At 57.3% G+C, this 24,954-nt stretch carries 23 protein-coding genes; 18 read left to right on the top strand and 5 right to left on the bottom strand.

The window, feature by feature from the left end; translation table 11 throughout:
* Positions 1 to 119: 119 nt before the first annotated feature.
* Genes M2305_RS05380 through M2305_RS05370 form a run of 3 tightly spaced genes read left to right on the top strand, consistent with a single transcriptional unit; the run spans position 120 to position 3,677 of the window.
* Positions 120 to 707 (top strand): hypothetical protein, encoded by a 588-nt coding sequence (locus M2305_RS05380; protein WP_064274299.1) that lies wholly within the window; start codon positions 120 to 122, stop codon positions 705 to 707.
* Positions 704 to 1,429 carry an NADPH-dependent F420 reductase gene (locus M2305_RS05375; protein WP_211501481.1) on the top strand — a complete coding sequence of 242 codons (726 nt, stop codon included), beginning with the start codon at positions 704 to 706 and terminating at the stop codon, positions 1,427 to 1,429. Before M2305_RS05380 ends, M2305_RS05375 begins: the two co-directional genes overlap by 4 nt.
* Positions 1,430 to 1,484: 55 nt before the next feature.
* A complete protein-coding gene (locus tag M2305_RS05370) occupies positions 1,485 to 3,677 on the top strand; it encodes a ComEC/Rec2 family competence protein (protein ID WP_456306137.1) in 2,193 nt (730 codons plus the stop codon).
* Between the two features lie 6 nt (positions 3,678 to 3,683).
* Here M2305_RS05370 and nth read toward each other — a convergent pair whose 3' ends face one another.
* A complete protein-coding gene (nth, locus tag M2305_RS05365) occupies positions 3,684 to 4,364 on the bottom strand; it encodes an endonuclease III (RefSeq protein ID WP_197463201.1) in 681 nt (226 codons plus the stop codon).
* Between the two features lie 121 nt (positions 4,365 to 4,485).
* On the opposite strand from nth, the gene M2305_RS05360 reads away from it, so the two are divergent.
* The 3 genes from M2305_RS05360 (at position 4,486) to M2305_RS05350 (ending at position 8,508) form a co-directional block, all read left to right on the top strand.
* Positions 4,486 to 6,324, top strand: coding sequence for an ABC transporter ATP-binding protein (locus tag M2305_RS05360; protein WP_264648778.1), 1,839 nt, complete (start codon positions 4,486 to 4,488; stop codon positions 6,322 to 6,324).
* Between the two features lie 101 nt (positions 6,325 to 6,425).
* On the top strand, positions 6,426 to 7,811 hold the full coding sequence (locus M2305_RS05355; protein WP_264648777.1) for an amidohydrolase family protein: 1,386 nt from the start codon (positions 6,426 to 6,428) through the stop codon (positions 7,809 to 7,811).
* A gap of 235 nt (positions 7,812 to 8,046) precedes the next feature.
* Positions 8,047 to 8,508 (top strand): hypothetical protein, encoded by a 462-nt coding sequence (locus M2305_RS05350; protein ID WP_211497159.1) that lies wholly within the window; start codon positions 8,047 to 8,049, stop codon positions 8,506 to 8,508.
* Here M2305_RS05350 and rdgB read toward each other — a convergent pair.
* A complete protein-coding gene (rdgB, locus tag M2305_RS05345) occupies positions 8,486 to 9,085 on the bottom strand; it encodes an RdgB/HAM1 family non-canonical purine NTP pyrophosphatase (RefSeq protein WP_264648776.1) in 600 nt (199 codons plus the stop codon). The two genes, M2305_RS05350 and rdgB, sit on opposite strands and share 23 nt — an antisense overlap.
* Entirely contained in the window at positions 9,085 to 9,795 is a 711-nt protein-coding gene (gene rph / locus M2305_RS05340) for a ribonuclease PH (protein ID WP_264648775.1), read from the bottom strand. The genes rdgB and rph overlap by 1 nt, the downstream gene beginning before the upstream one ends.
* 83 nt (positions 9,796 to 9,878) lie before the next feature.
* Here rph and hrcA point away from each other — a divergent pair, with 83 nt between their 5' ends.
* The 9 genes from hrcA (at position 9,879) to M2305_RS05295 (ending at position 20,250) form a co-directional block, all read left to right on the top strand.
* Positions 9,879 to 10,949, top strand: coding sequence for a heat-inducible transcriptional repressor HrcA (gene hrcA, locus M2305_RS05335; protein WP_046900246.1), 1,071 nt, complete (start codon positions 9,879 to 9,881; stop codon positions 10,947 to 10,949).
* 62 nt (positions 10,950 to 11,011) lie between these two features.
* Complete coding sequence (locus M2305_RS05330; RefSeq protein WP_264648774.1) at positions 11,012 to 11,902, top strand: aldo/keto reductase; 891 nt, start codon at positions 11,012 to 11,014, stop codon at positions 11,900 to 11,902.
* 85 nt (positions 11,903 to 11,987) lie between these two features.
* Positions 11,988 to 14,606 (top strand): penicillin-binding protein 1A, encoded by a 2,619-nt coding sequence (locus M2305_RS05325; protein WP_264648773.1) that lies wholly within the window; start codon positions 11,988 to 11,990, stop codon positions 14,604 to 14,606.
* Between the two features lie 40 nt (positions 14,607 to 14,646).
* Positions 14,647 to 15,778, top strand: a protein-coding gene (prfB, locus tag M2305_RS05320) for a peptide chain release factor 2 (RefSeq protein ID WP_099213300.1) whose coding sequence is annotated in 2 segments (ribosomal slippage) — positions 14,647 to 14,715 and positions 14,717 to 15,778 — 1,131 coding nt in all. Because the reading frame shifts where the segments join, the coding sequence is not laid out codon by codon here.
* A 397-nt stretch (positions 15,779 to 16,175) separates the two neighbouring features.
* The gene (locus M2305_RS05315; RefSeq protein WP_046900242.1) at positions 16,176 to 16,841 is read left to right on the top strand and encodes an energy transducer TonB; all 666 of its coding nucleotides are present in this window, start codon (positions 16,176 to 16,178) and stop codon (positions 16,839 to 16,841) included.
* A 141-nt stretch (positions 16,842 to 16,982) separates the two neighbouring features.
* Positions 16,983 to 18,062, top strand: coding sequence for a MotA/TolQ/ExbB proton channel family protein (locus M2305_RS05310; protein WP_080951457.1), 1,080 nt, complete (start codon positions 16,983 to 16,985; stop codon positions 18,060 to 18,062).
* Between the two features lie 4 nt (positions 18,063 to 18,066).
* The gene (locus M2305_RS05305) at positions 18,067 to 18,492 is read left to right on the top strand and encodes an ExbD/TolR family protein (protein ID WP_086633118.1); all 426 of its coding nucleotides are present in this window, start codon (positions 18,067 to 18,069) and stop codon (positions 18,490 to 18,492) included.
* A 72-nt stretch (positions 18,493 to 18,564) separates the two neighbouring features.
* Entirely contained in the window at positions 18,565 to 18,999 is a 435-nt protein-coding gene (locus M2305_RS05300; protein ID WP_046900240.1) for an ExbD/TolR family protein, read from the top strand.
* A gap of 3 nt (positions 19,000 to 19,002) precedes the next feature.
* Positions 19,003 to 20,250, top strand: a complete 1,248-nt coding sequence (locus M2305_RS05295) for a hypothetical protein (RefSeq protein WP_211497154.1) — start codon at positions 19,003 to 19,005, stop codon at positions 20,248 to 20,250.
* 60 nt (positions 20,251 to 20,310) lie between these two features.
* On the opposite strand, the gene flgH is transcribed toward M2305_RS05295, so the two are convergent.
* A complete protein-coding gene (gene flgH, locus M2305_RS05290) occupies positions 20,311 to 21,057 on the bottom strand; it encodes a flagellar basal body L-ring protein FlgH (RefSeq protein WP_046900238.1) in 747 nt (248 codons plus the stop codon).
* A 302-nt stretch (positions 21,058 to 21,359) separates the two neighbouring features.
* Between flgH and M2305_RS05285 the strand changes: the two genes are divergently transcribed.
* From M2305_RS05285 to M2305_RS05275, 3 genes are all read left to right on the top strand, one after another.
* On the top strand, positions 21,360 to 22,862 hold the full coding sequence (locus tag M2305_RS05285; protein WP_264648772.1) for a carbohydrate porin: 1,503 nt from the start codon (positions 21,360 to 21,362) through the stop codon (positions 22,860 to 22,862).
* Between the two features lie 78 nt (positions 22,863 to 22,940).
* On the top strand, positions 22,941 to 23,108 hold the full coding sequence (locus M2305_RS05280) for a hypothetical protein (RefSeq protein ID WP_167386170.1): 168 nt from the start codon (positions 22,941 to 22,943) through the stop codon (positions 23,106 to 23,108).
* Between the two features lie 205 nt (positions 23,109 to 23,313).
* Positions 23,314 to 24,219, top strand: a complete 906-nt coding sequence (locus tag M2305_RS05275; RefSeq protein WP_264648771.1) for an NAD-dependent epimerase/dehydratase family protein — start codon at positions 23,314 to 23,316, stop codon at positions 24,217 to 24,219.
* A 56-nt stretch (positions 24,220 to 24,275) separates the two neighbouring features.
* Here M2305_RS05275 and M2305_RS05270 read toward each other — a convergent pair whose 3' ends face one another.
* Positions 24,276 to 24,920: a D-sedoheptulose 7-phosphate isomerase gene (locus tag M2305_RS05270; protein WP_264648770.1), complete on the bottom strand. Its 645-nt coding sequence runs from the start codon at positions 24,918 to 24,920 to the stop codon at positions 24,276 to 24,278.
* Between the last annotated feature and the right edge of the window lie 34 nt (positions 24,921 to 24,954).

Raw genomic sequence — 24,954 nt, 5'->3', positions numbered from 1 at the left:
GCCTTTAAGTGTCACAAGGCCGTTACATGAAGAAAAACCCGGTTTTTCAAGCGTGTGTGATTTCCTGCACCAACGATGCGTTCCCTATCCTGTCTTCAGTATTTCCACTGGGGGTGAACATGGACAGGCGAGATTTCAACGCCATGCTGACGGGGGTCGGGCTGACTCTGGGGAGTGGCCGCATCCGGAAGGCCGCTGCGTCTTCCGCACGGGTTGAGACCTTCATGCTCCGCTCCAATGGATGGGTGCCCAACAACCAGCATCTACCCGTCATTCTCTATCGGAATGTGCTCGAGAGCGGCGTGGGCCGTGAAGATGTCTATGAACACCTGTTCGGTCAGAACGGGTGGCCTGCGCGGTGGCGGAACGGGGTTTATTCCTTCCATCACTATCACAGTCTGGGCCATGAGGTTCTGGGGTTCTCTAACGGTTCTGCCCGATTGATTCTTGGTGGCCCTGAAGGGCGGGAAGTCGAAGTTCGCGGTGGCGATGTTGCACTGCTCCCGGCAGGAACCGGTCACTGTAACGTGGGCTCTACAGACGATTTCACAGTCATCGGGGCTTATCCGCCGAGCCAGTCTTTCGACATTCTGCGGAGCGCGCCGTCTGCGGAGCAACTGGCTCGGATCAACGCGCTGACTTTCCCTTCGATCGACCCCGTCCAGGGTAAGGGCGGTTCTCTGTCCCGAGAATGGCACCCTTCATGAAGAATTTTCCTCTCCGCAGACGCCCTTTCCTTGCCGCTGTTGCCGGACTGGCTGCCGTTGGCAGCGCAGCAATGGCCGAATCGAAGCGTGAACTCCCAAGAATCGGTATTATTGGTTCCGGGCAGGTTGGCAGAACGCTGGCAGCCCTGTGGGTACAGGCGGGTTACTGTGTCATGCTTTCCGCCCGTAATATTGCGGACGCCCAAGCTCTGGCGCAGACGCTCGGGCCACTGGCGTCTGCCGGCACGCCCCTTCAGGCTGCTGCTTTCGGCAAAGTCGTGGTGCTTGCCGTGCCGTATGGCGCGATACCTGCTCTCGGGCGCGATCTGAACCGGACATTGACCGACAAGGTCATAATTGACCCTGCCAATCCCTATGTGGGTCGCGACGGATGGATTGCTGATGTTGCTCTCAGAGATGGTGCAGGCATCACCACGCAGCGATATTTTCCCTCTGCGCATGTCGTACGGGTTTTTAATTCCATCGACATGACCAGCCTGCGTGCTGAAGCACACCGGCCAGACCCACGTCTCGCCGTACCAATCGCGGGTGATGACACGGCGGCGGTGCTCAAGGTCAAGGATCTGGTTGAGGCGGCCGGTTTCGACCCTGTCGTGACGGGAGGGCTCGCCAGCGCTCGTCTCTTCCAGCCAGGAAGCGCGGGTTTTGAGCTGGAACGGGACGCTGCGGGTCTCAGAAGCGCGCTGCACCTTCATAACTGACGGGCACAGGAATTACGGCAGAGCGTGATGGACTAAAATCCGTTACGCTCTTCCCGTGACCCGTCCGATATCTCTTGCCGATACTCTGTTGCTTGATGAGTTTGAAACCTCTCTGGACGCGCCAGTCAGTGGTGGCTTTCGTCCGTCGCTGATGGAGAGGATATTGGCAGAGCAGGGGCGGCGGCTGTTCTGCTGGCTCCCTGTCGCGGTTGCGTTGGGGGCCCTCACGTATCTGACACTCCGCTTCGAGCCCCCTCTTTGGCCTGCATCCGGTATTTCGGGCTGCGTAGCGGTGGCCGTCTGGTTCTGGCGAAAGCGTCCAACCTTACTGTCTCTATTCCTGGTACTTTCAGGGTTTTTGATCGGCTTTCTGGACGCCTCATGGCAGACACGCCGACAGCCGCCCATGCCGTCTCTGCCAACGCGAGCCTCTGTCGTAACAGGGCAGGTTATCGCGCTAGAGACACTGCCTCCCAGGCCAGGCAGCGATGAAGGCGGGAGACGGATTGTTCTGGCGCACGCAAAGTTCGATACGCCCGTCGATGCAGGAATGGCGCCTCTCAAACGTACGTTGCGTTTGAAACTCCGTGATGATGATCCGGCATCCTCATTACCGGGCAGTACCGTCCAGATCAGGACAATGTTGCGCTCTCCTTCGGCTCCGTCGTGGCCGGGCGGCCGCGATCTGCAACGCGAAGCCTGGTTCTCTGGCTCAGCAGGGAGTGGGTATGCTTTGGGCACACTCCAGCACGTGGACAGTGCAAACGCGACGGCAGGCCTGGAGGGACTGAGAGAAGCCATAGAAGCGCGCATCGAAAGCGTGCTCCCCGGCCAGACCGGCGGCATCGCCGCGACGCTGCTCGCAGGAGAGGCGGGCGGGATTGATGCCTCCACCCGTCAGGAATTCGCTGCCTCCGGGCTGGCGCATCTTCTGGCGGTCGCCGGACTGCATCTTGGGTTGGTCATGGCTGTCGTCACGGTTTCTGTTCGCGCGTTGCTGACCGCCTTCGAGCGTCTGGCTCTGTATTGGCCCTGTCGAGAAATCGCAGCAGTTTCAGGATTTTTTGCGGGTATCGGATATGTCCTGTTGACGGGGGCTCATCTGCCCAGCGTCCGCGCGCTCGGCATGGCGGCACTGGTCACGCTGGCTCTTGTTACAGGGCGGCGCGCACTGTCCATACGCTCACTTGCCCTGATTGCGCTCGTTATCCTGCTTGTTTCTCCGGTTTCCGTTCTGGACGTTTCTTTTCAGATGTCTTTTGCCGCCGTGATGGGGCTGATCGCCGGGTATGAAGTTCTGCGTGAACCGCTTGCACGCCTTCGAGGTGAAGGTGGGGCAGTGCGCGTCATCCTGTCCCATCTGGTTGCCTTGTCCCTCACCAGCCTTCTTGCGGGGTTAGCGACCCTGCCGGTCAGCATGGCGCATTTTGGTGTCTTCCAGCCGTGGTTCGTGCTCGCCAACATGCTGGCCGTTCCTTTGGCCGCCGTTTGGATCATGCCCGCAGGTCTCCTGTCCCTGCTCCTGATGCCACTGCATGCCGCAGGTCTTCCGCTCATCGTCATGGGGTGGGGCATCCGGATTATTCAGATCATCGCGCACACCGTTGCGATGTTCCCATTTGCTTACGCACCTGTTCCAGCCATGCCAGGCTGGGGGCTTGCTGCCTTGCTTCTCGGGCTGTGCTGGTTGTGCCTCTGGAAGAGGTGGCCGCGCCTCGTTGGATTAGGGCCTATTGGTGTGGGAATTCTCTCCATCTGGATGGCGCCTCATCCGGACCTTCTGGTTTCCGCTGATGCAGGGTTGCTTGCCTTGAGGGACGACGGCGTTCTGATGGTTGGTCCTCATGGCAGTCTCGAAAACCTAGCACTTCAGGACTGGGAACGGGCGCTGGCTCTGCCAACAGGCTCCCTGCCACCTGACTGCATGATGGGTCTCTGCCGTGTCTCACTCAAAGGCCAGACGGTGCTGCTGCGGGCTAAAGATAGCCTGGATGGTGTTCGTTTGCCGTCTGAGCAGGACTGTCAGGGAATTCGTCTGTTTGTGAGTGCATCCCCGGCCCGTAATGCCTGCCCAGGAGTTCCGTTTATTGACCGCTTTTCGGTCTGGAGAAATGGCGCCTATGCGGTCTTTCTCCATCGAGGCGGTCCAGAACTTATCTCGGATCGGAGCTGGCGTGGGAGCCGCCCCTGGGTTCCTGCCATAGGCTCACACGGAATGCCCAATCTGCCCTTGGCTGAGGCAGAGTAGTTTCAATCAGGCAGCTTCTTTTGTACGGGGCGGGGTGAGACGCTTGTCCGGATACAGACACCATTGTGTTGCCGGGCAGCGCCAGCATTCAGGCGCACGGGCCTTACAAACATAACGCCCATGCAGGATCAGCCAGTGATGGGCTGGCCGCAGCATATCCTTGGGAATGCGCGCTACCAGACCATCCTCAACCTGCCGGGTTGTTTTCCCCGGAGCCAGCCCGGTCCGGTTCCCGATGCGAAAAATATGCGTATCAACCGCCATGGTATCGGCCCCAAACGCAACATTCATCACCACATTGGCGGTCTTCCGCCCGACACCAGCCAGCGCCTCAAGAGACTTGCGGTCAGCGGGGACTTCCCCGCCATGTCGTTCCAGAAGCTGCTCGCACAGCAGGGCCACGTTATGCGCCTTGGCCCGCCATAAACCGATCGTCTTGATGTACTGCGCGATCCCGGCTTCCCCAAGTTCCGCCATGCTTTTCGGATCGGGCGCGTGTTCAAACAGCCCCTTGGTCGCTTTGTTGACGGACTTGTCCGTGGCCTGAGCCGACAGAACCACGCTTACCAGAAGCTCGAACGTATTGCGGAAGATCAGTTCACTTTCCGCATCTGGGTTGGCTTCGGCCAGAGCGGTAATGAAAGCCTTGGCCGCGGCCTTGCTCATGGGTCTGGGGGCGTCTGTCATGGCTGAAACTCCGCGCGGGCTGTTGCGTCTGATCCGGACTGTCCGGCAAGATACGCGAAACATCTGAAAATTTCATGCCATCAGGCCGTTGTCCTTGAGGGACAAGACGGCGGAGCTCTTCGTGTCCGATACTTCTAAGCAACTCACCGGCCAGAAACAGGAAGGCCGGAAAATCGACGTTTCCTTTACAGAAGTCCTGTCCTTTGTCTGCCGCCGCTGGCTGGCACATCCAGCGCTGCTGGCCTGGACACTCTCTGGTGTGGCGCTCGCCACACTGGCAGACGTCGTCACACCGATTCTGGCTGGTCGCCTCGTCTCGGATATTTCCAAACATGCTGCCGGACCAACCATCCCGAAAACCGATGAGCTTCTGAGCCTGCGTAATGATGCGTTCCTCATGGTGGGGGGATTGATTGCGCTTGGCTTGATTGGGCTGTTCGGTCGTCGGTCGTCTTTTGTCGGGATTTCACATCTGACGCTGGCAATCATGCACAAGGTCCTCAATCAGGCCTTTGCCCGCGTGCAGCGATTCTCAACGGACTGGCATGCCAATACCTTTGCCGGGTCGACGGTTCGCCGTCTAACCCGAGGCATGTGGGCTATCGACACACTGGACGACACCCTGCTGCTAATGATCGGGCCAGAGGTTCTGGTGCTCGGTGGCACTACGGCCGTCCTCATGTTCCGTTCTCCCCTGATGGGATCAGTCCTTGCGGTTTCGGTGGTGCTGTTTGCCTGGCTCTCAATTATCCTGACGCTTCGTTACGTTGCGCCCAGTGCCCGTGCATCCAATGAATGGGACACGAAAATGGGTGCAGCGATCGCGGATTCCGTCACCTGCAATCCGGTTGTCAAAGCGTTCGGCTCTGAAAAGCGGGAAGAGCAGCGGCTGGACACCATCGTCGAAGGCTGGCGCGGACGTACCCTGAGGACATGGCTGCGCGGCACCAATAGCGCCAATATTCAGGCGCTGGCCTCTCTCGTGATGCGGATGCTCATGATTGGGCTTGCCGTCATGCTGTGGTGGCAGGGCAAGGCCGGTCCGGGTGACGTCGCATACGTTCTGACAATGATGTTTCTTGTGCAGGGATACCTTCGGGATCTTGGCCAGCAGGTCAGTCAGGTGCAGCGTTCCGTCAATGAGATGGAAGAGCTGATCGCCATCTTCCGCCGGGATTCAGCTATTCAGGATGCACCAGATGCCCAGCCTGCACGGTTTACGAAGGGTGAAGTTCACTTCGAGCACGTGACCTTCCAGTATCCGGGCCAGGACAAACCTCTTTATCAGGACCTCACGATCGATATCGCGCCGGGATCACGTGTGGCCCTCGTGGGGCCGAGTGGGTCTGGAAAGACGACCCTCACGAAGCTTCTGCAACGCCTGTATGATGTGAACAGTGGGCGCATCACGGTTGATGGTCAGGACATCGCGCATGTCACGCAGGATTCCCTGCGGTCGCACATTGCCATTGTTCCACAGGAACCCGTGCTGTTTCACCGCACACTGGCTGAGAATATCGCCTATGCCCGGCCTTCGGCATCCATCGAAGACATCAAGGAAGCAGCGCGTCAGGCCAACGCAGCAGCCTTTATTGAGCGTCTGCCGGAAGGCTACAACACGATGGTCGGTGAACGCGGGGTCAAGCTCTCGGGCGGTGAGCGTCAGCGTGTCGCGATTGCCCGGGCATTCCTTGCAGATGCACCCATCCTTATTTTCGATGAAGCAACATCCAGTCTGGATTCAGAATCTGAATCCCTGGTGCAGGAGGCAATGCGCCGCCTGATGCAGAACCGCACCGTCATCGTGGTGGCCCATCGTCTTTCCACGGTGATGGAGCTGGATCGGATTCTTGTCTTCAGTCGGGGTGAGTTGAAGGAAGATGGCACTCATGCCGAGTTGGTAGCTCAGGAGGGCGGTATTTACCGCCGCCTGTTCGAGCTTCAGTCTCTCGAAGGCTAAAAGTTCCAAGGGTCTTTTCACAATCGCGAGACTGTATTGGTCTTTTCTGCATGACAGAACGTTTCCCCTTAGCCTGAATGCTGCTGAGGGGAAATTCCATCATGACACTTCGTTCTGCTTTCGCTGGGCTTTTGCTGGCCGCTCCGGCGACGTTGATGGCCTGCACCGCGCAGGCAGAACCTGTAGCATTCGATCATGCCCGTCTGATCGACGGAACAGGGGACCCTGTTCGTGAAAACGTTACAGTCGTCATTAACGATGGGCGAATTGTCTCTATTGGTGATCCGGCCCCATCAGGAGCCGAACATGTCGATCTCAGTGGCAAAACCCTGTTGCCCGCTCTGATCAGCGACCACAGCCATGTCGGTATCATCAAGGGAACGTCTGGCAGCAACGAGAACTATACCCGAGCCAATATTCTGGCGGCTCTGAAACAGTACAGTGATTACGGCGTCCTTACCGTTACAGCGCTTGGCCTAAACCGATCGCCGCTCTTCGATGATCTGCGGCGGGAACAGCACGCGGGTAAAAATCCAGGTGCGGATCTGTTTGGCGTCGATCAGGGCATTGGTGCTCCCAATGGTGCACCGCCATCGGCCATGGTCAAAGGGTTAGGCCCGGATCAGGTTTATCGTCCGACCACGCCGCAGGAGGCGCGTCAGGACGTAGACCGTATGGTCGCGGAACATACGGATCTCGTGAAACTCTGGGTGGATGATTTCCGGAACGGTGTGCCGAATGGCAAGACGCTTCCAAAGATGTCTCCTGACATTTACCGGGCGGTCATAGACGAAGCCCATCAGCACAATACGCGCGTGGCGGTCCATATTCATGATCTGGATATTGCCAAAGCTGTCGTGGATGCTGGGGCCAATATCCTCGCGCATGGTGTGCGGGATCAGCCGGTTGATCAGGCTTTGATCGACGCCATAAAGGCCCATGGTGTTTGGTACATCGCTACTCTGGGCTTGGACGAGGCGAATTACCTTTTTGCAGAGCATCCGGAGCTTCTGAACGTTCCCTTCGTGGCAGCCGCCATCGATCCTGCCCTGATGGCTCAGCTCTCAGATGCAGACTGGCGTAAACAGACACTTTCCAAGCCGCTTGTCGCGGCTTCGCACACCGCGCTTGCGATTAATCAGAAGAACCTTCTGACGCTTTATCGGGCAGGTGTGAAAGTGGGTTTTGGAACAGACTCAGGCGCTGCTCCGACGCGTTTGCCGGGGTTTGCGGAACATCGCGAACTTGCCTTGACCGTGGAAGCTGGTCTGACACCACTTGAAGCCATTCATCTGGCGACTGGAAATGCCGCTGAACTGCTTGAGCTTGAAGATCGTGGCGTTCTGAAAACAGGGAAGCGGGCAGATCTTCTGATCGTTCGTGGCGCCCCAGACCAAACCATCGCGGATATCGATCAGGTAGATCAGGTGTGGCAGCGGGGTATTCTCGTCAGTCACGGGCCTGTTGTTAGGCATCAGGGGCTCTGACGGGAGTGCATCCTGACGCATATCATTTCGACAAAGTATCTATCGAGCCGTTTTTCTCTGCAGAAGTCTGATTTTATACTGTTACCAGATCTGTTTATGACATAATATTTCTATGAAGCGGGCGGGAATGTAGTGTGGATGAGAGACTGCAGTCTGCTTCATGGAGCTGTCCATGGTCGGGAAAGTGCGTGCTCGATGATGGACAATAAAATCACTGCATACGGCAGGAAAACGCATGTCCTCTTTTGACTACCTTACAAACGATCCCGGCCTTCACCTTGCTTGTGATGATGGATATCTCATCCATCCAGCCCGCTGGCAGGGAAGTCATGCCCTTTTTATTCTTTCCACCCCCATAAAATCACTCTGGCTTCTCTCTCGCAGGCACAGTCAGTCTTGCCCCAGCGAAGAGCGTGGGGTCCTGATCAGGGACATCACTCTTTACGCCGTCAGAGGGGCTCACCGTCTCACATCACATCTTACATTTCCTGAAAGTATGGGATGGGCGTCGAGCGAAGGCGATGATGCCCGCTGGACAGAGGGGCGTGCTCACCTGGAACTCGAAAATGTTCTGGGCAAGGAGACGGGCATGCTGTCTGTGGAGGTCTGTTCAAAAGGGCCCTATCACCTGGAACAGGAGAGTCCGCCGCTCTCCTGTTCGCCGAACGTAGAGCTCAGTCTTCCACACATTCAGTAAGGAAAAGGGTGAGCGCGCGGCCACGGTGACTGATCGCGTTTTTCTCGTGCTCGCCCATTTCTGCGAAGGTCAGGCTTTCGCCTTCGGGTGCAAACATCGGGTCATAGCCGTGGCCATGATCCCCACGGGGAGGCCAGACTGTCTGGCCATGGCATTCCCCAACCACGCAATGTGTTTCGCCGTCTGGCCATGCTAGGCAGAGCGCCGCCACAAACGATGCTGCGTGGTCTGACGTTTCACCCATTTCGCGATGCACACGCTCCATGGCAACGGTCATGTCTTTTGCAGGGCCGCCCCATCGTGCCGAATAAACGCCGGGCTGGCCGCCGAGTGCCGAGACGCAAAAGCCGGAATCATCCGCCAGGGCTGGCAAACCAGATGCACGGGCCGCCGCCAGAGCCTTGATTTCAGCATTGCCCGTAAATGTGTCTGCCGTTTCGTCCGGTTCTGGCAGATTCAGCTCCCCTGCAGACACAACAGTGATGCCGCTTTCTGCAAGCAGGCTGGAGAATTCACGCAGTTTCCCGGCATTGTGGCTTGCCAGAACAATTTTTGACCCACGGGACAGGCGACGCATTACAAAGTCTCCAGTGCGGAAATCTGAGCTTTAAAGAGGGAGGCGGTGCCCAGCTTGGCCAGACGCAGCAGTTCAAAAAACTCGGTTTCCTGAAAGGGGGACGTTTCCGCCGTCCCCTGAATTTCGACGATGCCACCCTCTGCGGTAAGAACAAAGTTCGTGTCGGCCTGAGCGGCACTGTCTTCCACGTAATCCAGGTCCAGCACGGCGCCAGCAGAGGTCAGGCCGCAGGAGACTGCCGCAATTTGTGCTGTCATGACTGAGGACAGATTGGCTTTTTTCAGAGCCATGGAGAGAGCAACCCAGGCGCCGGTAATGGAAGCGCAGCGTGTCCCGCCATCAGCGTTCAGCACATCACAGTCCAGCGTGATGGTCCGTTCTCCCAGCTTCTTCAGATTCACGCAGGCCCGCAGGGATCTTGCAATCAGGCGCTGGATTTCCTGCGTCCGGCCAGACTGCTTGCCCTTGGATGCTTCTCGGTTGCCACGCTGATGGGTTGCGCGCGGAAGCATGCCATACTCGGCCGTAATCCAGCCCTGACCCTTGTTGCGCAAAAATGGCGGGACACGATTTTCGAGAGACGCCGTGCACAGAACTTCCGTTCCACCCACCCGGATAAGTGCTGAACCTTCCGCATGTCGGGCAAAGCCTGTTTCAATGGAAATGGCGCGACCTTCGTCACAGGCGCGTCCGGATGGGCGCTTTGTCATGCGAAAAAATCCTCTCTCAGAACCGAGCCCTGCCTCTACCGCGTTTGACGAGAAGCCTTCCAGCCCCGACATACAGTTTTACCATGATCAGACCTGACCCATCCTTCTTCCGCATGCCGAACTCCTTTGCTTCCGGATTGGGAGAACGGGAAGCTGCGATCCTGCGGGAAATCGTTGAGGAATACGTTGAAACAGGGGAGCCAATCGGCAGTCGCACTCTGGCGCAGCGCTTGAATCTGTCTCTGTCTCCCGCGACGATCCGCAACGTCATGGCAGATCTTGGCCGGGCCGGGCTGTTGTTCAGCCCTCATGTGTCCGCAGGGCGTCTGCCGACCGAGAAAGGCGTTAAACTCTTCGTGGAAGGTCTTCTTCAATTCGGCGCCCTGACTGACGAAGATCGAGCCAGTATCGACAGCCGGCTGGAAATTCATGGCCGGTCCTATCAGGAGACCCTGGCGGAAGCATCGTCCATGCTGTCGGGTCTGTCATCCGCAGCAGGTTTGGTGCTGGCCCCCAAATCTGACGCGACGCTCAAACATATTGAGTTTGTTGCGCTCGGTCCGGGACGTGTTCTTGTGGTGCTCGTCAGTTCAGACGGCCAGGTGGAAAATCGCATCATCGAAACCCCGGCAGGACTGCCGCATTCTGCCCTTGTCGAGGCTGGTAACTATCTTAACGCCCACCTAGGGGATCTGACACTTGGCACTCTGAAAGAGCGTGTCAGCAAGGAAATGGACGTCAACCGCCATGAACTTGACGCTCTGACGGCCAGCGTCATCGAAAGTGGTCTGGCCACATGGGACGCTGATGGCGGAACGCTGTTCGTTCGGGGGCAGGGCAAGCTGCTGGCGGATATCACCGAGATCGAACGCCTGACCACGATCCGTATGTTGTTCGATCACCTCGAAACGCAGGAGACCATGCTTCAGCTCCTGCAACTGGCGGACGCTTCGGAAGGTGTGCGAATCTATATCGGCAGTGAGAGCGGAATGTTTGGAATGTCGGGCGTGTCCATGATCGTCGCGCCAGCCCGCAATGAGGCCCAGAAAATCGTGGGCGCCATTGGCGTCATCGGGCCAACGCGCCTGAATTACGGGCGAATTGTACCCGTCGTGGATTATACGGCCCGGATGGTCGGGCGCCTGCTGGGATAGTGACTGCAACCCTTCCGCCTTTGCGCTGTTGAATCCTGCGTCCATCGGAAAGGAAAGAGTCCATGGCTACGATTGACGCAAAGAAATCCGGTACATTCCTCATTGGTGGTGATCTTAAGGTCCACCGCCTCGGGTTTGGCGCGATGCGCATTACCGGCAAGGGCATTTGGGATGAACCTCCAGACCATGAAGAAGTGGTCCAGACCCTTGAAAGCCTCCCGAAGTTCGGGGTGGATTTTATTGATACAGCGGATTCCTACGGTCCGTTCGTCTCGGAAAACCTGATCCGTGAAGTGCTTTATCCTTACAAAAAGATGGTCATTGCGACGAAGGGCGGCCTGACACGGCATGGTCCAGATATCTGGAAGCCAGTCGGAAATCCGGACTATCTGAGGCAGTGCGTGTTGATGTCCATGCGACGGCTGGGCGTGGAGCACATTGATCTCTGGCAGCTGCATCGGATTGGACCAGACTGCCCGGCAGAAAAGCAGTTCGAGGCAATTGCCAAATTCCGCGAAGAAGGCCTGATCCGGCACGTGGGTCTGTCGGAAGTGAGCGTGAAGGACATCAAGCTCGCGCAGAAATACTTCCCGGTCTCGACGGTTCAGAACCGCTTCAATCTTGTGGACCGTAAGTCCGAAGATGTTCTGGATTTCTGTACCAAGGAAAACATCGGTTTCATTCCCTGGGCGCCTCTGGCTGCCGGAGAACTGGCCAAGCCCGGTACGGACATGAACAAGATCGCGCATAGGCATCATGCAGATGCAGGGCAGATTGCTCTGGCGTGGCTCCTGAAAAGATCACCGGTCATGTTGCCCATTCCGGGGACCGGAAGCAGAGCCCATCTGGCCTCTAATGTTCGGGCAGCATCCTTGAATCTCAACGATGAAGAGTTTGCTACTCTGAATCGACAGGGTGAAGAGGTGTGGAAGAAATCCGCTGCCGGATCATAACGATCACGAGCCGCCGTAAACTGTCACAAAATGACCCTTTTCAGTGGGGGCGACGAACGGCTCGTTTCAGTGCTATGCAGTTTGTATGACGCGCCGTTCCATTCGCTCCCGTAATCCGCAGGACCCCAGGGCCAGTGTGCCCCGCGGGCCCCGTTTCCGCCGTTTCCGTCAGTCTCTTGCCATCGTCGCCGGTGTCGGGCTGGTCGGTGTTGCGGGTGCGGGTATCTTGGGTTGGACCACCTACGCCAAACTCGTGGCTGATCTGCCAAGTGTGGACAGCCTGAGGGCCTATCAGCCCCCGACCGTCAGTCGCATCTATGCGTCTGATGATCGCCTGATGGCTCAGCTTGCCAATGAGCGACGTATTTTCGTTCCGCTGGAAGCGATTCCGGATCGGGTAAAGCGCGCCTTCCTCGCAACGGAAGATCACAATTTCTACACCCATGGTGGTGTGGATGTAATGGCCATTGCCCGGGCAGGCGTAACGGACGTTTTTGCCCGCCATGGGCGCCGTGCTGTCGGTGCGTCCACCATTACGCAGCAGGTTGCGCGTGGGATGCTGCTTAACAGCAATGCCCGCACACTTGATCGTAAAATCAAGGAAGCCCTGCTTGCCGTAAAAATGGAGCAGGTGCTTTCCAAGGATAAGATTCTTGAGATCTATCTGAACTGGGCGGATCTGGGGAACGGCTCTTTTGGTGTCGCCGCCGCGGCCCAGACCTATTTCAACAAGCCTCTCGACCAGCTGAATGATGCAGAAGCCGCGTCACTGGCGGCCCTTCCGAAGTCACCGACACACTACAATCCGTTCCTTCATCCTGACGCAGCCTTGATGCGCCGGAATCTTGTTCTGGATCTGATGGCCGATAACGGTGTCATTTCCCGCGAGCAGGCTCAGGAAGACAAGAAGGAGCCACTGGTCCCGCAGAAGAAGCAGCGGTTTGGACCTTTGCCGGATTCAGAATGGTTTGGGGCCGAGGTCCGGCGTCAGCTCATCAGCTTGTATGGTCAGGATCGCGCTCTTCAAGGCGGCCTTGAAGTTCATACCAGTCTGGATCAGCCCCTTCAGGTATCAGCGACGAAGCTGCTGCATGAAGGTCTGATGGATTACGATCGAAGCCGCGGCGGTTGGCGTGGTCCGGTCATCCATCTTGATGGCATTGACGCAGAAGGTTGGGAAGAAAATCTCGATAAGGTCTCCGGTCCAGCCGGAATGCTAAGGGAGTGGCGTCTGGGCGTCATTCTTCCTGGCGGAACTCATGTTGGCTGGAATGAGGAAGGCCAAGCGAAGACTGGTCCTCTTCTGGCAACAGACATCGCGTGGGCACGTCGGATGCACCCGCTTCGTGCTGGGGATGTCATCATGATTGAACCGCAGGAAAGTGGCTCCGTTGCCCTGCGTCAGATTCCGCAGGTTGAAGGCGCTGTCGTGACGATGGATGTCCATACAGGCCGTGTTCTGGCGATGGTTGGTGGATGGTCGTTCCACGAAAGTCAGTTCAACCGCGCAACGCAGGCTCTGCGTCAGCCGGGCTCTTCCTTCAAGCCGTTTGTGTATCTTGCGGCCATGGAGCAGGGTATTTCTCCGTCCGAGAAGTTTGATGACTCCCCTGTCTCATATGGCGACTGGCATCCCAAGAACTACGAACACGACAATTGGGGCCCGACCACTCTGCACGATGCCCTGCGTGAAAGCCGGAACCTGGTGACTATCCGGGTGGCCGCCCATCTGGGCATGAAGGCTGTTGCAGATACTGCCATCAAGGCGGGGCTGGTGGATGAAATGCCGCATGTGTTGCCTGCTGCTCTTGGTGCCGTCGAGACAACGGTCCTCAAGGAAACAGCAGCCTACGCAACCATTGCAAACGGCGGTCATGTAGTGTCGCCGACACTGGTGGATGACGTTCAGGATCGTCTGGGCAATATCATCTGGCGTGCGCCAGGTCTGGCGTTGGGAACAACGTTGCAGGCTCCCCCAGCTCCACCGGCGGCCGATCCTTCATCCCCCACGATTGCTCCGGTCACGCCTGAAGTTGGTGCAACACCTGCGCCGCCAGCAGCTCCCGTTGCCGGGAGCATTTCGGTTCCCTCCATTACAGACAGCCGTCCCGTGCTCGCCAGTGAAGCCAGCTCCTATCAGATCGTAGCCATGCTGAAAGACGTCATTGCGAACGGCACAGGTCGCATGGCGGGGGCTGGGATTGACCGTCCCATCGCGGGGAAGACCGGCACCAGTCAGGATTTCCATGATGCCTGGTTTGCTGGCTTTTCGCCGGATATCGTCACGATCGTCTGGGTCGGTTTCGATACGCCACAAACGCTCGGACGGAATGCTGATGGTGCCCGTATTGCCGGCCCGATCTGGAACAAGATCATGAAGGTGGCGCTCGCCAACCGGCCGAAGCTGGATTTCCGTGTTCCGGCCGATATCACGCTGGCGTCCTACAACACCGGCCGTATCACTGCGACTGACGGCTTCAAGGCTGATCAGGTTCCGGGTGCGTCGGTGGCTCTGCATGGCTTCGGTGCTGGTACGGAAGCCCTGACAGCGGCAGATACCGGTGCGGATGCCGTTATTTCGGATTCCGAGAGCGATATGACAGACACCAGCGCGCCGAGTGTTGGGTCTTCCCCGAATGCCAAGCCTCAGGCCCAGAAACCTGCTGCATCGGATGGTGACATTGGTGTAGGCGGCCTGTACTGAGGGCAGCCAAACCACCTTATATATAAGTGGAGTATTTATAATGTCGGCTGAGACCGAAGCCCTCTCCGAACAGATCAAGCAGTCGGTGGCACTGCTGAGGAGGCATCTTTAACTGGGATGTCGCCACAACACGCCTCGCGGAACTGAACCACCGCGCGGAAGACCCAGACCTTTGGAATGATTCTGACGCTGCCCAGAAGCTGATGCGCGAGCGAACCATGCTCGCCAATCAGATTGAGGGCGTTGAACAGATCGAACAAGACGTTGAAGGCACGCTGGAACTTGTCGAGCTCGCAGAAATGGAGAACGACACGGATCTGGTGCAGGAGGCCATCGCGACGTTGCGTGGGCTGGCAGCCGACGTGCACAAGCGCGAAATCGAAAGCCTGTTGTCCGGCGAAGCTGACAGCAATGACTGCTACGTCGAAGTGAATGCCGGTGCAGGTGGAACGGAAGCCCAGGATTGGGCCGAGATGATCCTGCGCATGTACACCCGTTGGGCAGAACAGCACGGCTACAAGGTGACCTTCATTGAAAGCAGTGAAGGTGAGCAGGCGGGCATCAAGTCTGCCACCATTCAGATCAGTGGCCTCAACGCTTATGGCTGGATGAAAACGGAAGCTGGCGTGCATCGTCTCGTCCGCATCTCGCCCTTCGATGCTGCTGCCCGTCGTCAAACGTCCTTCGCGTCTGTCTGGGTGTATCCGGTGGTCGATGATTCCATTGAAGTGGAGATCAACGATTCGGATCTGCGTGTGGATACTTTCCGTGCTTCAGGCGCAGGCGGTCAGCACGTTAACAAGACCGATTCGGCCATTCGTATTACCCATATCCCGACAGGCATCGTTGTCGCCTGCCAGACGGACCGCTCTCAGCACCGGAACCGCGCCAAGGCGATGGAAATGCTGAAGGCCCGGATGTACGAAGCGGAACTGCAGAAGCGCGAAGCTGCTGCAGCCCAGACGGAAGCTGCCAAGACGGATATCGGATGGGGTCATCAGATCCGCTCTTACGTCCTGGCACCCTATCAGTTGGTCAAGGATCTGCGGACAGGCGTGGAAAAGGGAAATCCGGACGCTGTTCTGGACGGCGCCCTGGACGACTTCATGTCGGCTTCTCTGGCGCAGCGCGTTGGGGCAACACGATCGGAAGCCAGCGCCTCTGCTCAGTAAGAGTACTTTGGCGCATTAAAACGAAACTGGAAGGCCGGGGCGGCGTAATTAATACGCTGTCCCGGCCTTCTTGTTATAATTCTGTTACAGTTTTTGGAAATTTGATTTTCTGAAGGCAGAAAAAAAGCGGAAAAGTGTACTTTTTCGCCCGCTCTCCTGCGAATATTGGCGCCAGACGATCGAAAGATGAGAATTTTTCGTTTCGGGACAGGCAATAATCAGCTTGACACCATGGCCCGAAGGCTGCCCAATCAGCATATCGGGTATGTTCTCACGACATGAGACGAATCACACGTCCGTGAGGTGAGGGAACTCGATGCAAACACAAGGTCGAGATCTCGCACCGTACAGGTGTGGATCCATTGTCGGTGTCAGTGAGGGGTAAGAAGGTTTCGACATGAAGAGCTACGCCGCACAGCAGCGCAAGCCGACGGACTATATTGTCGCGATCGTCGTGGCCGTGCTGGCTATGGGCGCGGTAATCTATGCGCTCATGAGCGGTGCTGTGGGCAAACTCGTCCACGAAAAGCCGCCCATCAAGACGGAAGTGATCAAGGAGCAGCCTAAGCCGCCTCCGCCACCACCACCTCCGCCGCCGCCGCAGATGGAACAGCCGCCGCCGCCGTATATTCCGCCGCCGAAGATCAGTGTTCCGCCGCCACCCAAGGCGATCCAGCGGGTCACACACGCCAAGCCGCCGCATCCGGTTCCGCCGAGCCCGACGCCTGCACCTGAGCCTGTTCCGGCTCCTCCGCAGGGTCCGCCAGCTCCGGCAGTGCCTGATCACACGGCTGGCGCGTCTCCGATCAACGGCGCCAAGCCGGAGTATCCGGAGGAAGCCCAGGAAGAGAACCGTGAAGGTAAAGTTACGGCTTCCTGCGACATTCTTCCGAACGGTCACACGGCAAACTGCGCGATTGTCAGCTCCACCGGTGGTCACGAGTTTGTGGAAAGTGCGCTCGACTTCCTTCGTCGAGCCCGGTACCAGCCCGCCGTCGTTAACGGCGCTCCGGTTACCGAGCATCACCACATTCTGCACGTTGACTTCACGATGGGCGACTAAGTGTCCGTCAGCCAGTAGTCCAATAAGATTGCCTCTTCGGATCAGGTGGTTCGGAGAGGTTCAGGAAAAGGGCCGGTCCCCATATGGCCGGCACCCCAGACAGCTCCTAAAACGGGCATCTCTAACGAGGATATGGAGTTCATGACCAGACTGTTCCGCCTTCCTGCTCTTGACGTTCCGACGAAGGCGCGCGCCGTCCGGGCCAGCGCCATGGCTCTGACGCTGGCCCTGGCTTCGGGTGCAATCGCACCGGCCGTCGCTTTCGCTCAGCCTGCACCGGCTGATCAGAGTGCTCCGGCTGCCGCTCCGGCCGACCCGTCGGCAGTGCCGCCGGCTCCGTCCTCGGACCCGTCTGCTGCACCTGCTGCTTCTGCACCGAATGATGCTGGCGCTCCGGCACCTGCCGCCGGTGATGCAGCTGCTCCTGCTGACCAGACGCCTGCTGCTGCTGCCACCCCGGGTGAAAGCGCAACGGCCGCTCCTGAAGCTCCGGCTCCGCAGGGCAACCCGTACGGTCTTGGCGCTCTGTGGGCCAATGGTGACGTGATCGCTCGTGGCGTTCTGATCATCATGGTCATCATGTCCGCTGGTACCTGGATCATCATGGTCATGAAGTTCCTGGAGCAGGGCCGTGTGTTCGCTGCCTCCAAGGAAGCTTCCCGTGAATTCTGGACGAAGCCGTCCGTTCAGGCTGGCGCTGCGTCCCTGAAGGCTTCTTCTCCGTTCCGTTACATCGCTGAAACCGGTATCGTTGCTGCAGAGCACCACGAAGGTTCCATGCGTGATGCGATCGACCTGCACTCCTGGACGGAAATGTCCATCGGGCGCTCCGTCGACACCATCAACACGCGTCTTCAGGGCGGCCTTGCGTTCCTCGGTACGGTGGGTTCCACCTCTCCGTTCGTCGGTCTGTTCGGTACGGTTTGGGGTATTTACCACGCTCTGACCGCCATCGGCATTGCGGGTCAGGCATCCATCGACAAGGTTGCTGGTCCGGTGGGTGAATCCCTCATCATGACGGCAATTGGTCTTGCAACCGCTGTTCCGGCCGTTCTGGGTTACAACCTGCTCGTTCGCCGTAACAAGGGCGCTATGGATCGCGTTCGCAACTTCGCTGCAGACGTCCAGTCTGTCCTGATCGGTGGCTTCCGTCACGGCGTGTCTCCGGAAGACGGCGGCATGTCAGCTCCGACCACCATCACCACCAGCCAGCGGGTCTGATACTATGGGAATGAACGTCGGAGGAGGCGGCGGTGACGACGAGGTGGTGTCGGCAATCAACACCACCCCCCTCGTCGACGTCATGCTGGTGCTGCTGATCATCTTTTTGATCACCATCCCAGTCGCCACGCATACTGTGAAGCTGAAGCTGCCGGTTGATGCAAATCAGCCGACCCAGACTAAGCCAAACAATGTTGTTCTGGCAGTGACTGCGAATGGCCAGGTTTTCTGGAACACCACCCTGGTCCCTACGCATCAGGATCTGCTGAACCGCCTCGTAGAGGTGGCTAAGCAGAAACCTCAGCCACAGGTCCAGATCCGTGGTGACGGTGCTGCCAAGTATCTGGCAGTTGGCCAGGTGGTCGCTACAGCTCAGGAAGCTGGTATCGCTCACGTGGACTTCATCACCGAGCAGCCCCACACGAACTGAAGGTCTGCCGGGCCGTTATAGAAAAACGGTCCGGCAACCTCTTTCAAGTCACCCTTTTGGAGAACCGCCGTCATGGGCATGAGCGTCGGATCGGACAGCACGCACGAAGACGAAGGTATCGTCGATATCAACACCACGCCGTTGATCGACGTGATGCTGGTGCTGCTGATCATGCTGATCATCACCATCCCGCTGCAGACACATTCGGTGGCGATCGATCTGCCTCAGGGCAATCCTCCGCCGTCTACCGAACAGCCCAAGCTGGTGACTGTTAGCATCAACTACGACAACAGCATTTCGTGGAACAGCGAGCCGGTCAGCTCGGAAGCAGCACTCCAGGCCCATTTCCAGGCCGCTGCTGCTGAAGGTGATCAGCCTGAAGTCCACATTCATCCTGACCGTCTTGCCGATTATAAAACGGTTGCCCACGTCATGGCTGACGCTCAGCGTCTCGGCGTGACCAAGCTGGGTATCGTCGGTCTGGATCAGTTCATGGAAGGACAGTAATTCGTGTCTTTGTCCCTTAACCGCCGTCTGAGCGCCCGCTCCCTTCTGCTGGCTGGCGCTATTGGTGCAGCTCTTGTTGCTGGGCCTGCTGCCCATGCTGATGATGTGCTGGGCCAAGCTGTCGGCAAGGATCTTCAGCAGGCGCAGAGTGCTCTTGCCGCGAAGAGCTATGAAAAAGCCATGGCTGCGGTTGATGCCGCAGATGCGGTCAAGGGCAAGACGGATTACGAATCCTATACTATTGCCCAGATGCGTGCAGCGGTTGCCGCTCAGTCCGGTAACGTGGCTGCGGCAACGAAGGCGTATGATGTGCTCATCAACAGCTCTCGCACGCCGAAGGCTGCCAAGGGTCAAATGTTGATGGCTCAGGCCACCATGGCTTATGGCGCCAAAAACTATGCGGCTGCCATTCCGCCGACCGAGCGCTATCTGCATGAACACGGGCCCGATCCGCGCATGCAGACCATGCTGATCCAGTGCTACTATCTTCAGGGTGACTGGAAGGGAACGGCTAAGGCTGCTCAGGAGCAGGTGGACGAGACGATCAAGGCAGGTAAGATTCCTGCCGAAAATCAGCTTCAGATGCTTGCCACGGCTTATACGAACCTGAAGGATGCGGACGCCAAGACGCACGCCTACGTCCTGCTGGCAAAGTATTATTCCAAGCCTGATTACTGGGCGATGCTGATCCATGATCTGGTCGCAAATCCTAATCTGGCACCGCCGCTGGTTTTCTATGTTGAGCGTCTGCGTCTGGCGACGGGTGTCCTGAAGGATCCGTCTGACTATCAGGATATGGGCGAGCGCGCTGTGCAGTTGGGTCTTCCCCAGCTTGCGCTGAACCTGCTCAATCAGGGTTACGCCAACAAGTCTCTGGGTAACGGTCCGACAGCTGCTGGCGATGCAAAGTTCCACGCATTTGTTGCACAGCGTGCTGCTGCCGATCGTGCACAGCTTGCGCAGGCTACTGCTTCTGCTGCCACAGACCCTTCTGCCGGTCCTGCTCTGACAACGGGTTATAATCTCGTTCTGAACGGTCAGGCTGATCAGGGTCTTGCCCTGATGAAAACGGGCCTGGGCAAAAATCCGCACTATCCGGATCTGGCTCAGGTCGAATTTGGCATGGCTCAGATGGATGCAGGCCATAAGGCTGATGCCATCAAAACCTTTGAGTCCATTTCCGGTAATGGTCCTGCAAAGGATGTTGCTGAGCTCTGGGCTCTCTTGTTGTCTCGTCCTGCCGCTCACTGAGCTGGATAAGAACTACAAGTTCAAGGAAAACGCCGGGGTCATTCCCGGCGTTTTTTGTGTTTAAAAAGGCAGAACCGAGTCCATGACCTGCTGCCCGTAGCGCGGCGTCTGGATCTGGGTAATGGTTCCTCTGCCACCGTACGAAATGCGGGCTTCTGCCATTCTGTCGTGAGTAACAGTATTGTCGGCCGTAATGTCCTGTGGTCTGACAATGCCACTGACCCCGAGTTCGCGTAGCTCGCTGTTAACCCGGACTTCCTGTTTTCCCATCACGACAAAATTGCCGTTTGGAAGAACCTGAGTGATGGTTCCTGCCAGACGAAGTGTCACCGTTTCATTCCGGATGATCTTCCCCGTCGCGCTGCTATCACTACTGCTGGCTGTGTTCAGACTGTCAGCGCCTGTGACCGCGCTGATCACCCGTCCTTTGATGCCAAACAGATTTGGGATTCCGAATTTTTCATCTGCTGCCCGATTGGCCGTCGTGCCGTTATTGAAAGCAGCGTTATCGGTGATATCCACAATGATCGTGACCAGATCTCCGACCTGAGAGGCGCGCTGGTCCTTGAAGAATGCACGGCTGCCACTTCGCCACAGGCTGGAAGCTTCTTGCGGCGGGGGACGCAGGGGCGGCATTGGCATTGTGACCGGACGGTAGCTGGCTGCCAATGTGGGGTCGGTGATTGACGTCATGCGGGGTGGGCGACCTACCTCGGAGAGCTGGGCCAGCGAGTTACAGGCGGAGAGGGCGGGAATCAGCCCCAATAGCCCCAGGCAACGCACAGCATGACGAGATGGAAGCAGCATGTGTGGGGCAATTCCGTTTGTTATGAACAAAACGACCCAAACATATATTTCGTAAAAAACGGGTTAACTCTGCCTCTGGACGGCCCCTTTAGCGCACTTTTCTCCGGTTTGTGAAATTTACAATATCCATATTATCCCCCGTCTAGGGTTCACGCCGTGCAGGGGGCAGCATTTGCAGGATGGAAGCTGATGTCGTCGTGTGCATAAACAGGGTGGGTTGAAGCGACATCAAGGAAAATTCATTTTTGAGCGGTGATAGTTCGATAAGCGATCACGTAAAAAGCGATACGGAAGAAAGCTGCATGGCCGTTGTGCGGCGTATGATGCGTGTTGCTGTTTCCGTATGTGTGCTGTCCTCGGCCGGTGGCGCCATGGCTGCCGAGCCGGCGTCTGAAACGTCTTCGACCGAAGGACGTACTGCGTCAGATCAGGCCAGTGGGGAAACAGAGGCTGCACCGTTGTCAGCAGGGGCTGCGGAGCTTTTGCCCAAAGCGTCGGCCTATGAAGACCTTGCTGGAAATCTGTCTGCTCCGCCTTCGCTTTTTCCTTTTGTGAATGATGCTCATGGTTGGTTGAGGCGCCATGGAACGATTGCCCAGTTCGACAATATGAACGAGATGATGGGCGCCGTGACGGCTCCGACCAAAGGGTATGGTTACAAGCAGGGCGCGTCTAATGCCGGACAGTATGCTCTGAATATTGTCACGGATTGGAACCGTCTGGCGAAGCTTCAGGGCTTTGCGACTCATGTGATTTTCATAGGACGCTACGGCACAACGGCTAACCGCATGTTTGGAGACTGGCTCGCTCACAGTCAGGAAACCTACGGTGGTGGCGGAAACGTCGTCGTGCATCTTGTGATGGCATATGGGGAGCAGCACCTGTTCCAGAACCGACTGGCAATCGCAGCGGGCCGTATGTCCCAGCTTTCGGATTTTGCCGCCGGTACTGTGTTTTGCTCCTTCGTGAACAATAGCTTCTGCGGTCGGCCCAAAGGTGCTTCTGACAGTGCCTATTATAGCTCTTATCCGGCGTCTGTCTGGGCGTTGCGTGTGAGGGGGCGGCCTTGGCGGCGGGATGTTTATGTCGAGACGGGTGTCTATTTTGCGGAAGAGGGCATTTATTCGGTCGCGCAGCACAGAACAGGGTTCAAGCTGAATGGCTCGAATATTGTTGGTGAAATCTTTCCCGTAGAAATCGGATGGCAGCCCATCTTCCGTCGCCCTTCCGGAGAGCTGGCGTATCCGGGCCATTACAAACTTGGCATAGCCGTGGAGACGATGGGGCGGTCTGAGAACTTTCTGGATACGTTGGGAAACCCGTATGCAGATAGCGGATATTCTGCTGCCCGCCATAGCGGTTCATGGTCCACCTGGCTGATGGTGGACCAGCGCATCAAAGGCTCCAGAATTAACCCACAGGGCGGTGTCACGCTTATGGGGGGCGTTGTACTGAACGAGCCGCGGACTGCACTCAGGGACCGGCAGATCTATCTGGGAGTAACCTGGAAAGGCTTCTGGGCTGCCCGACCGTCAGACTCGATCGGACTGGCGGTCTCGTATGTTCATATCGCGTCAGGTGTGCAGAGAACTGAACGGATTCTTCTGGCTGCCGGCAAGTCTCTGCCTTATCGGGCGACGGGCTTGCAGACGCATCAGGAAGTTGCAGAGCTGAACTACACGTTCGCAATCGGCCGTGCGATGACGTTCGAGCCTGATCTCCAATATTACCATAACCCAAACGGGCAGGTGAACTTACGGGATGCCGTTATGATGGGCTTCAAGAGTCATATCGAAATCTTCTGAATTCGTTACGTGCAGGGAACCGGAAACGGCGCTGATCGTTTCTGATGGCTTCACCGTCTTTTCGGAGGATTACTCCACGTGCGTAAATCGATACTGCTTCTTCTGGCCCTTTCCGTGTCCTGCGTGACGTTGACGGCCTGCGAACACCACCGGACGTTCGGTGAGAAGGTGCGTGACACCGTTGATCCGCCGAAGGGCCCGATCGAACGCGCTGGCCGCTCTGTTGATCGTTCTCTCGGGAACTGATCCTGTACCCCTGCACAAGAGTTGCTCTCTTGCCCCGTGACTGAATGTGGTCGAGAACGAAGGGATGGCGGAACGGCCGTACCTTTGTTCGGTCCTCAGATCCGTCAGCATGGGAGAATGATCAATGCCGCCCGTTTCGGAAAATTCGCTTCTCACGTTGTCTAATTCCCGTGGTCCCTCAGGGCGGCCAGTGTGAGTGCAGGCGATGCGAATTCTTCTGACGGGCGGTCTTGGGTTTGTCGGGACCCATCTCAAAACACGCCTTAAAGACCGGATGCCCGATCATGTTCTGATTGAAGGGCAATTGGATCTTCTGGATCGTGAGGCCGTAGAGCGTGTTGTGCAGGATACACGCCCTGACGCCTGCATTCATCTTGCGGCTGTGTCATCGGTTCTGGAAGCCAGTCAGGACACACGGCGCGCCTGGCAGGTCAATCTTGATGGTACAATGAATCTGGCGGAGACGTTTCAAAAACACGCCCGTCACATCAGATTTGTGCATGTCTCCTCAGCTGAAATTTACGGTGCTTCTTTCGCAGAGGGCATTCCCTTGAACGAAGCAGCGACCGTAGCGCCGTTGAATTCCTATGCTGCCAGCAAGGCGGCCGCGGACATGGCTGTAGGAATGATGGCGAAAGAAGGCCTGCATGCTGTAAGGATGCGGCCGTTTACGCAGGCTGGAAGCAGCCAGGATGTGAATGCCATTCTACCCTTTCTGGCCTCTCAGGTCGCTCGGGTTGAGGCGCATCAGCAGACTAGTATTACGATCAACCACCCGGATGTCGGATACGACATTACAAACGTCCGGGATGCGTGTGACGCCTATATCGATGCCCTGACGTTAGAGGATGCTCCTGCGGATGGCATGATTTTGAACATCTGTAGTGGTGAGACCCGAACCGTACAGTCCATGCTAAATGATCTGCTGGAAATGGCGGGAGTGCACCCAGAAGTCCGTTTGGATTCTACTCATCCGACGCCGTCAGGATTGCAGAATATGGTGGGGGACCCTTCTGAAGCCCAACGCATTCTGGGATGGACAGCTCAGATTTCCTGGAAAAACACCCTTGAGGAAGTTCTGAACGACTGGCGTTGGCGTGTACGGTCCTGACCGTTCAAAATTTTGAGCCAGCAGGCAGAGACTGAAATCTGGCTGCTGGCTTGTGCTCAGTGCTGTTCCTGATCGGCGGACTGTGGGCACAGTGCCCGTTCAACCAAGGCGCAAACAATATGTGCGGCGGTGATATGCATCTGCTGGATCAGGGGGGTCCATGCGGAAGGAACGCGGAGCACGAAGTCCGCTTCGGGAATGTCCACGGATGTCTGGCCAGTAAAGACGACGGTTATAACACCCTGTGCGCGGGCAGCCTTGAGCGCCTCTATGATATTCGGCGAACGTCCAGATGTTGTGATGCCGAGGAAAACATCCCCCTTGCGCCCCAGAGCGAGAACCTGCCGGGAAAAGACGTGATCGAAGCCGTAGTCGTTCCCAATGGCGGTTAAGCTGGATGTATCCGTTGTCAGCGCAATAGCGGCTAGCGGTCGGCGGTCATACATCAGGCGTGCCGTGAATTCACCGGCAATGTGCTGGGCATCGGCGGCGCTTCCACCATTGCCTGCAACCAGAAGCTTTCGGTCATCCTGCAGGGCTGACATGATGGTCAGAGCAATTCCTGCCATCATCTCGGAGCAGGAGTCGTCCTTTGAGAACGCCACCATCGTTTCTGCCGACTGGTTAAGATAGTCCTGCATATAATTCCGCTCGGAAGCAGGAAGGTCATTCAGCAGGGTGGATGTCTGGATCGATGACATCAGGGTCAACAGCTCCTGGAATACGATATAAAAA

This window comes from Gluconobacter cerinus, from assembly GCF_025961355.1.
Taxonomy (GTDB): domain Bacteria; phylum Pseudomonadota; class Alphaproteobacteria; order Acetobacterales; family Acetobacteraceae; genus Gluconobacter; species Gluconobacter cerinus.
Note: the sequence above shows the minus strand (reverse complement) of the source record. Positions and strands in the feature narration are given on the sequence as shown.

Excerpts from the sequence above, each read along its gene's own strand:
- M2305_RS05380 (WP_064274299.1), top strand. The coding sequence starts at position 120 with ATGGACAGGCGAGATTTCAACGCCATGCTGACGGGGGTCGGGCTGACT.
- M2305_RS05375 (WP_211501481.1), top strand. The coding sequence starts at position 704 with ATGAAGAATTTTCCTCTCCGCAGACGCCCTTTCCTTGCCGCTGTTGCC.
- nth (WP_197463201.1), bottom strand. The coding sequence starts at position 4,364 with ATGACAGACGCCCCCAGACCCATGAGCAAGGCCGCGGCCAAGGCTTTC.
- M2305_RS05355 (WP_264648777.1), top strand. The coding sequence starts at position 6,426 with ATGACACTTCGTTCTGCTTTCGCTGGGCTTTTGCTGGCCGCTCCGGCG.
- M2305_RS05350 (WP_211497159.1), top strand. The coding sequence starts at position 8,047 with ATGTCCTCTTTTGACTACCTTACAAACGATCCCGGCCTTCACCTTGCT.
- rdgB (WP_264648776.1), bottom strand. The coding sequence starts at position 9,085 with ATGCGTCGCCTGTCCCGTGGGTCAAAAATTGTTCTGGCAAGCCACAAT.
- rph (WP_264648775.1), bottom strand. The coding sequence starts at position 9,795 with ATGACAAAGCGCCCATCCGGACGCGCCTGTGACGAAGGTCGCGCCATT.
- hrcA (WP_046900246.1), top strand. The coding sequence starts at position 9,879 with ATGATCAGACCTGACCCATCCTTCTTCCGCATGCCGAACTCCTTTGCT.
- M2305_RS05330 (WP_264648774.1), top strand. The coding sequence starts at position 11,012 with ATGGCTACGATTGACGCAAAGAAATCCGGTACATTCCTCATTGGTGGT.
- M2305_RS05325 (WP_264648773.1), top strand. The coding sequence starts at position 11,988 with ATGACGCGCCGTTCCATTCGCTCCCGTAATCCGCAGGACCCCAGGGCC.
- M2305_RS05315 (WP_046900242.1), top strand. The coding sequence starts at position 16,176 with ATGAAGAGCTACGCCGCACAGCAGCGCAAGCCGACGGACTATATTGTC.
- M2305_RS05310 (WP_080951457.1), top strand. The coding sequence starts at position 16,983 with ATGACCAGACTGTTCCGCCTTCCTGCTCTTGACGTTCCGACGAAGGCG.
- M2305_RS05305 (WP_086633118.1), top strand. The coding sequence starts at position 18,067 with ATGGGAATGAACGTCGGAGGAGGCGGCGGTGACGACGAGGTGGTGTCG.
- M2305_RS05300 (WP_046900240.1), top strand. The coding sequence starts at position 18,565 with ATGGGCATGAGCGTCGGATCGGACAGCACGCACGAAGACGAAGGTATC.
- flgH (WP_046900238.1), bottom strand. The coding sequence starts at position 21,057 with ATGCTGCTTCCATCTCGTCATGCTGTGCGTTGCCTGGGGCTATTGGGG.
- M2305_RS05285 (WP_264648772.1), top strand. The coding sequence starts at position 21,360 with ATGGCCGTTGTGCGGCGTATGATGCGTGTTGCTGTTTCCGTATGTGTG.
- M2305_RS05275 (WP_264648771.1), top strand. The coding sequence starts at position 23,314 with ATGCGAATTCTTCTGACGGGCGGTCTTGGGTTTGTCGGGACCCATCTC.
- M2305_RS05270 (WP_264648770.1), bottom strand. The coding sequence starts at position 24,920 with ATGTCATCGATCCAGACATCCACCCTGCTGAATGACCTTCCTGCTTCC.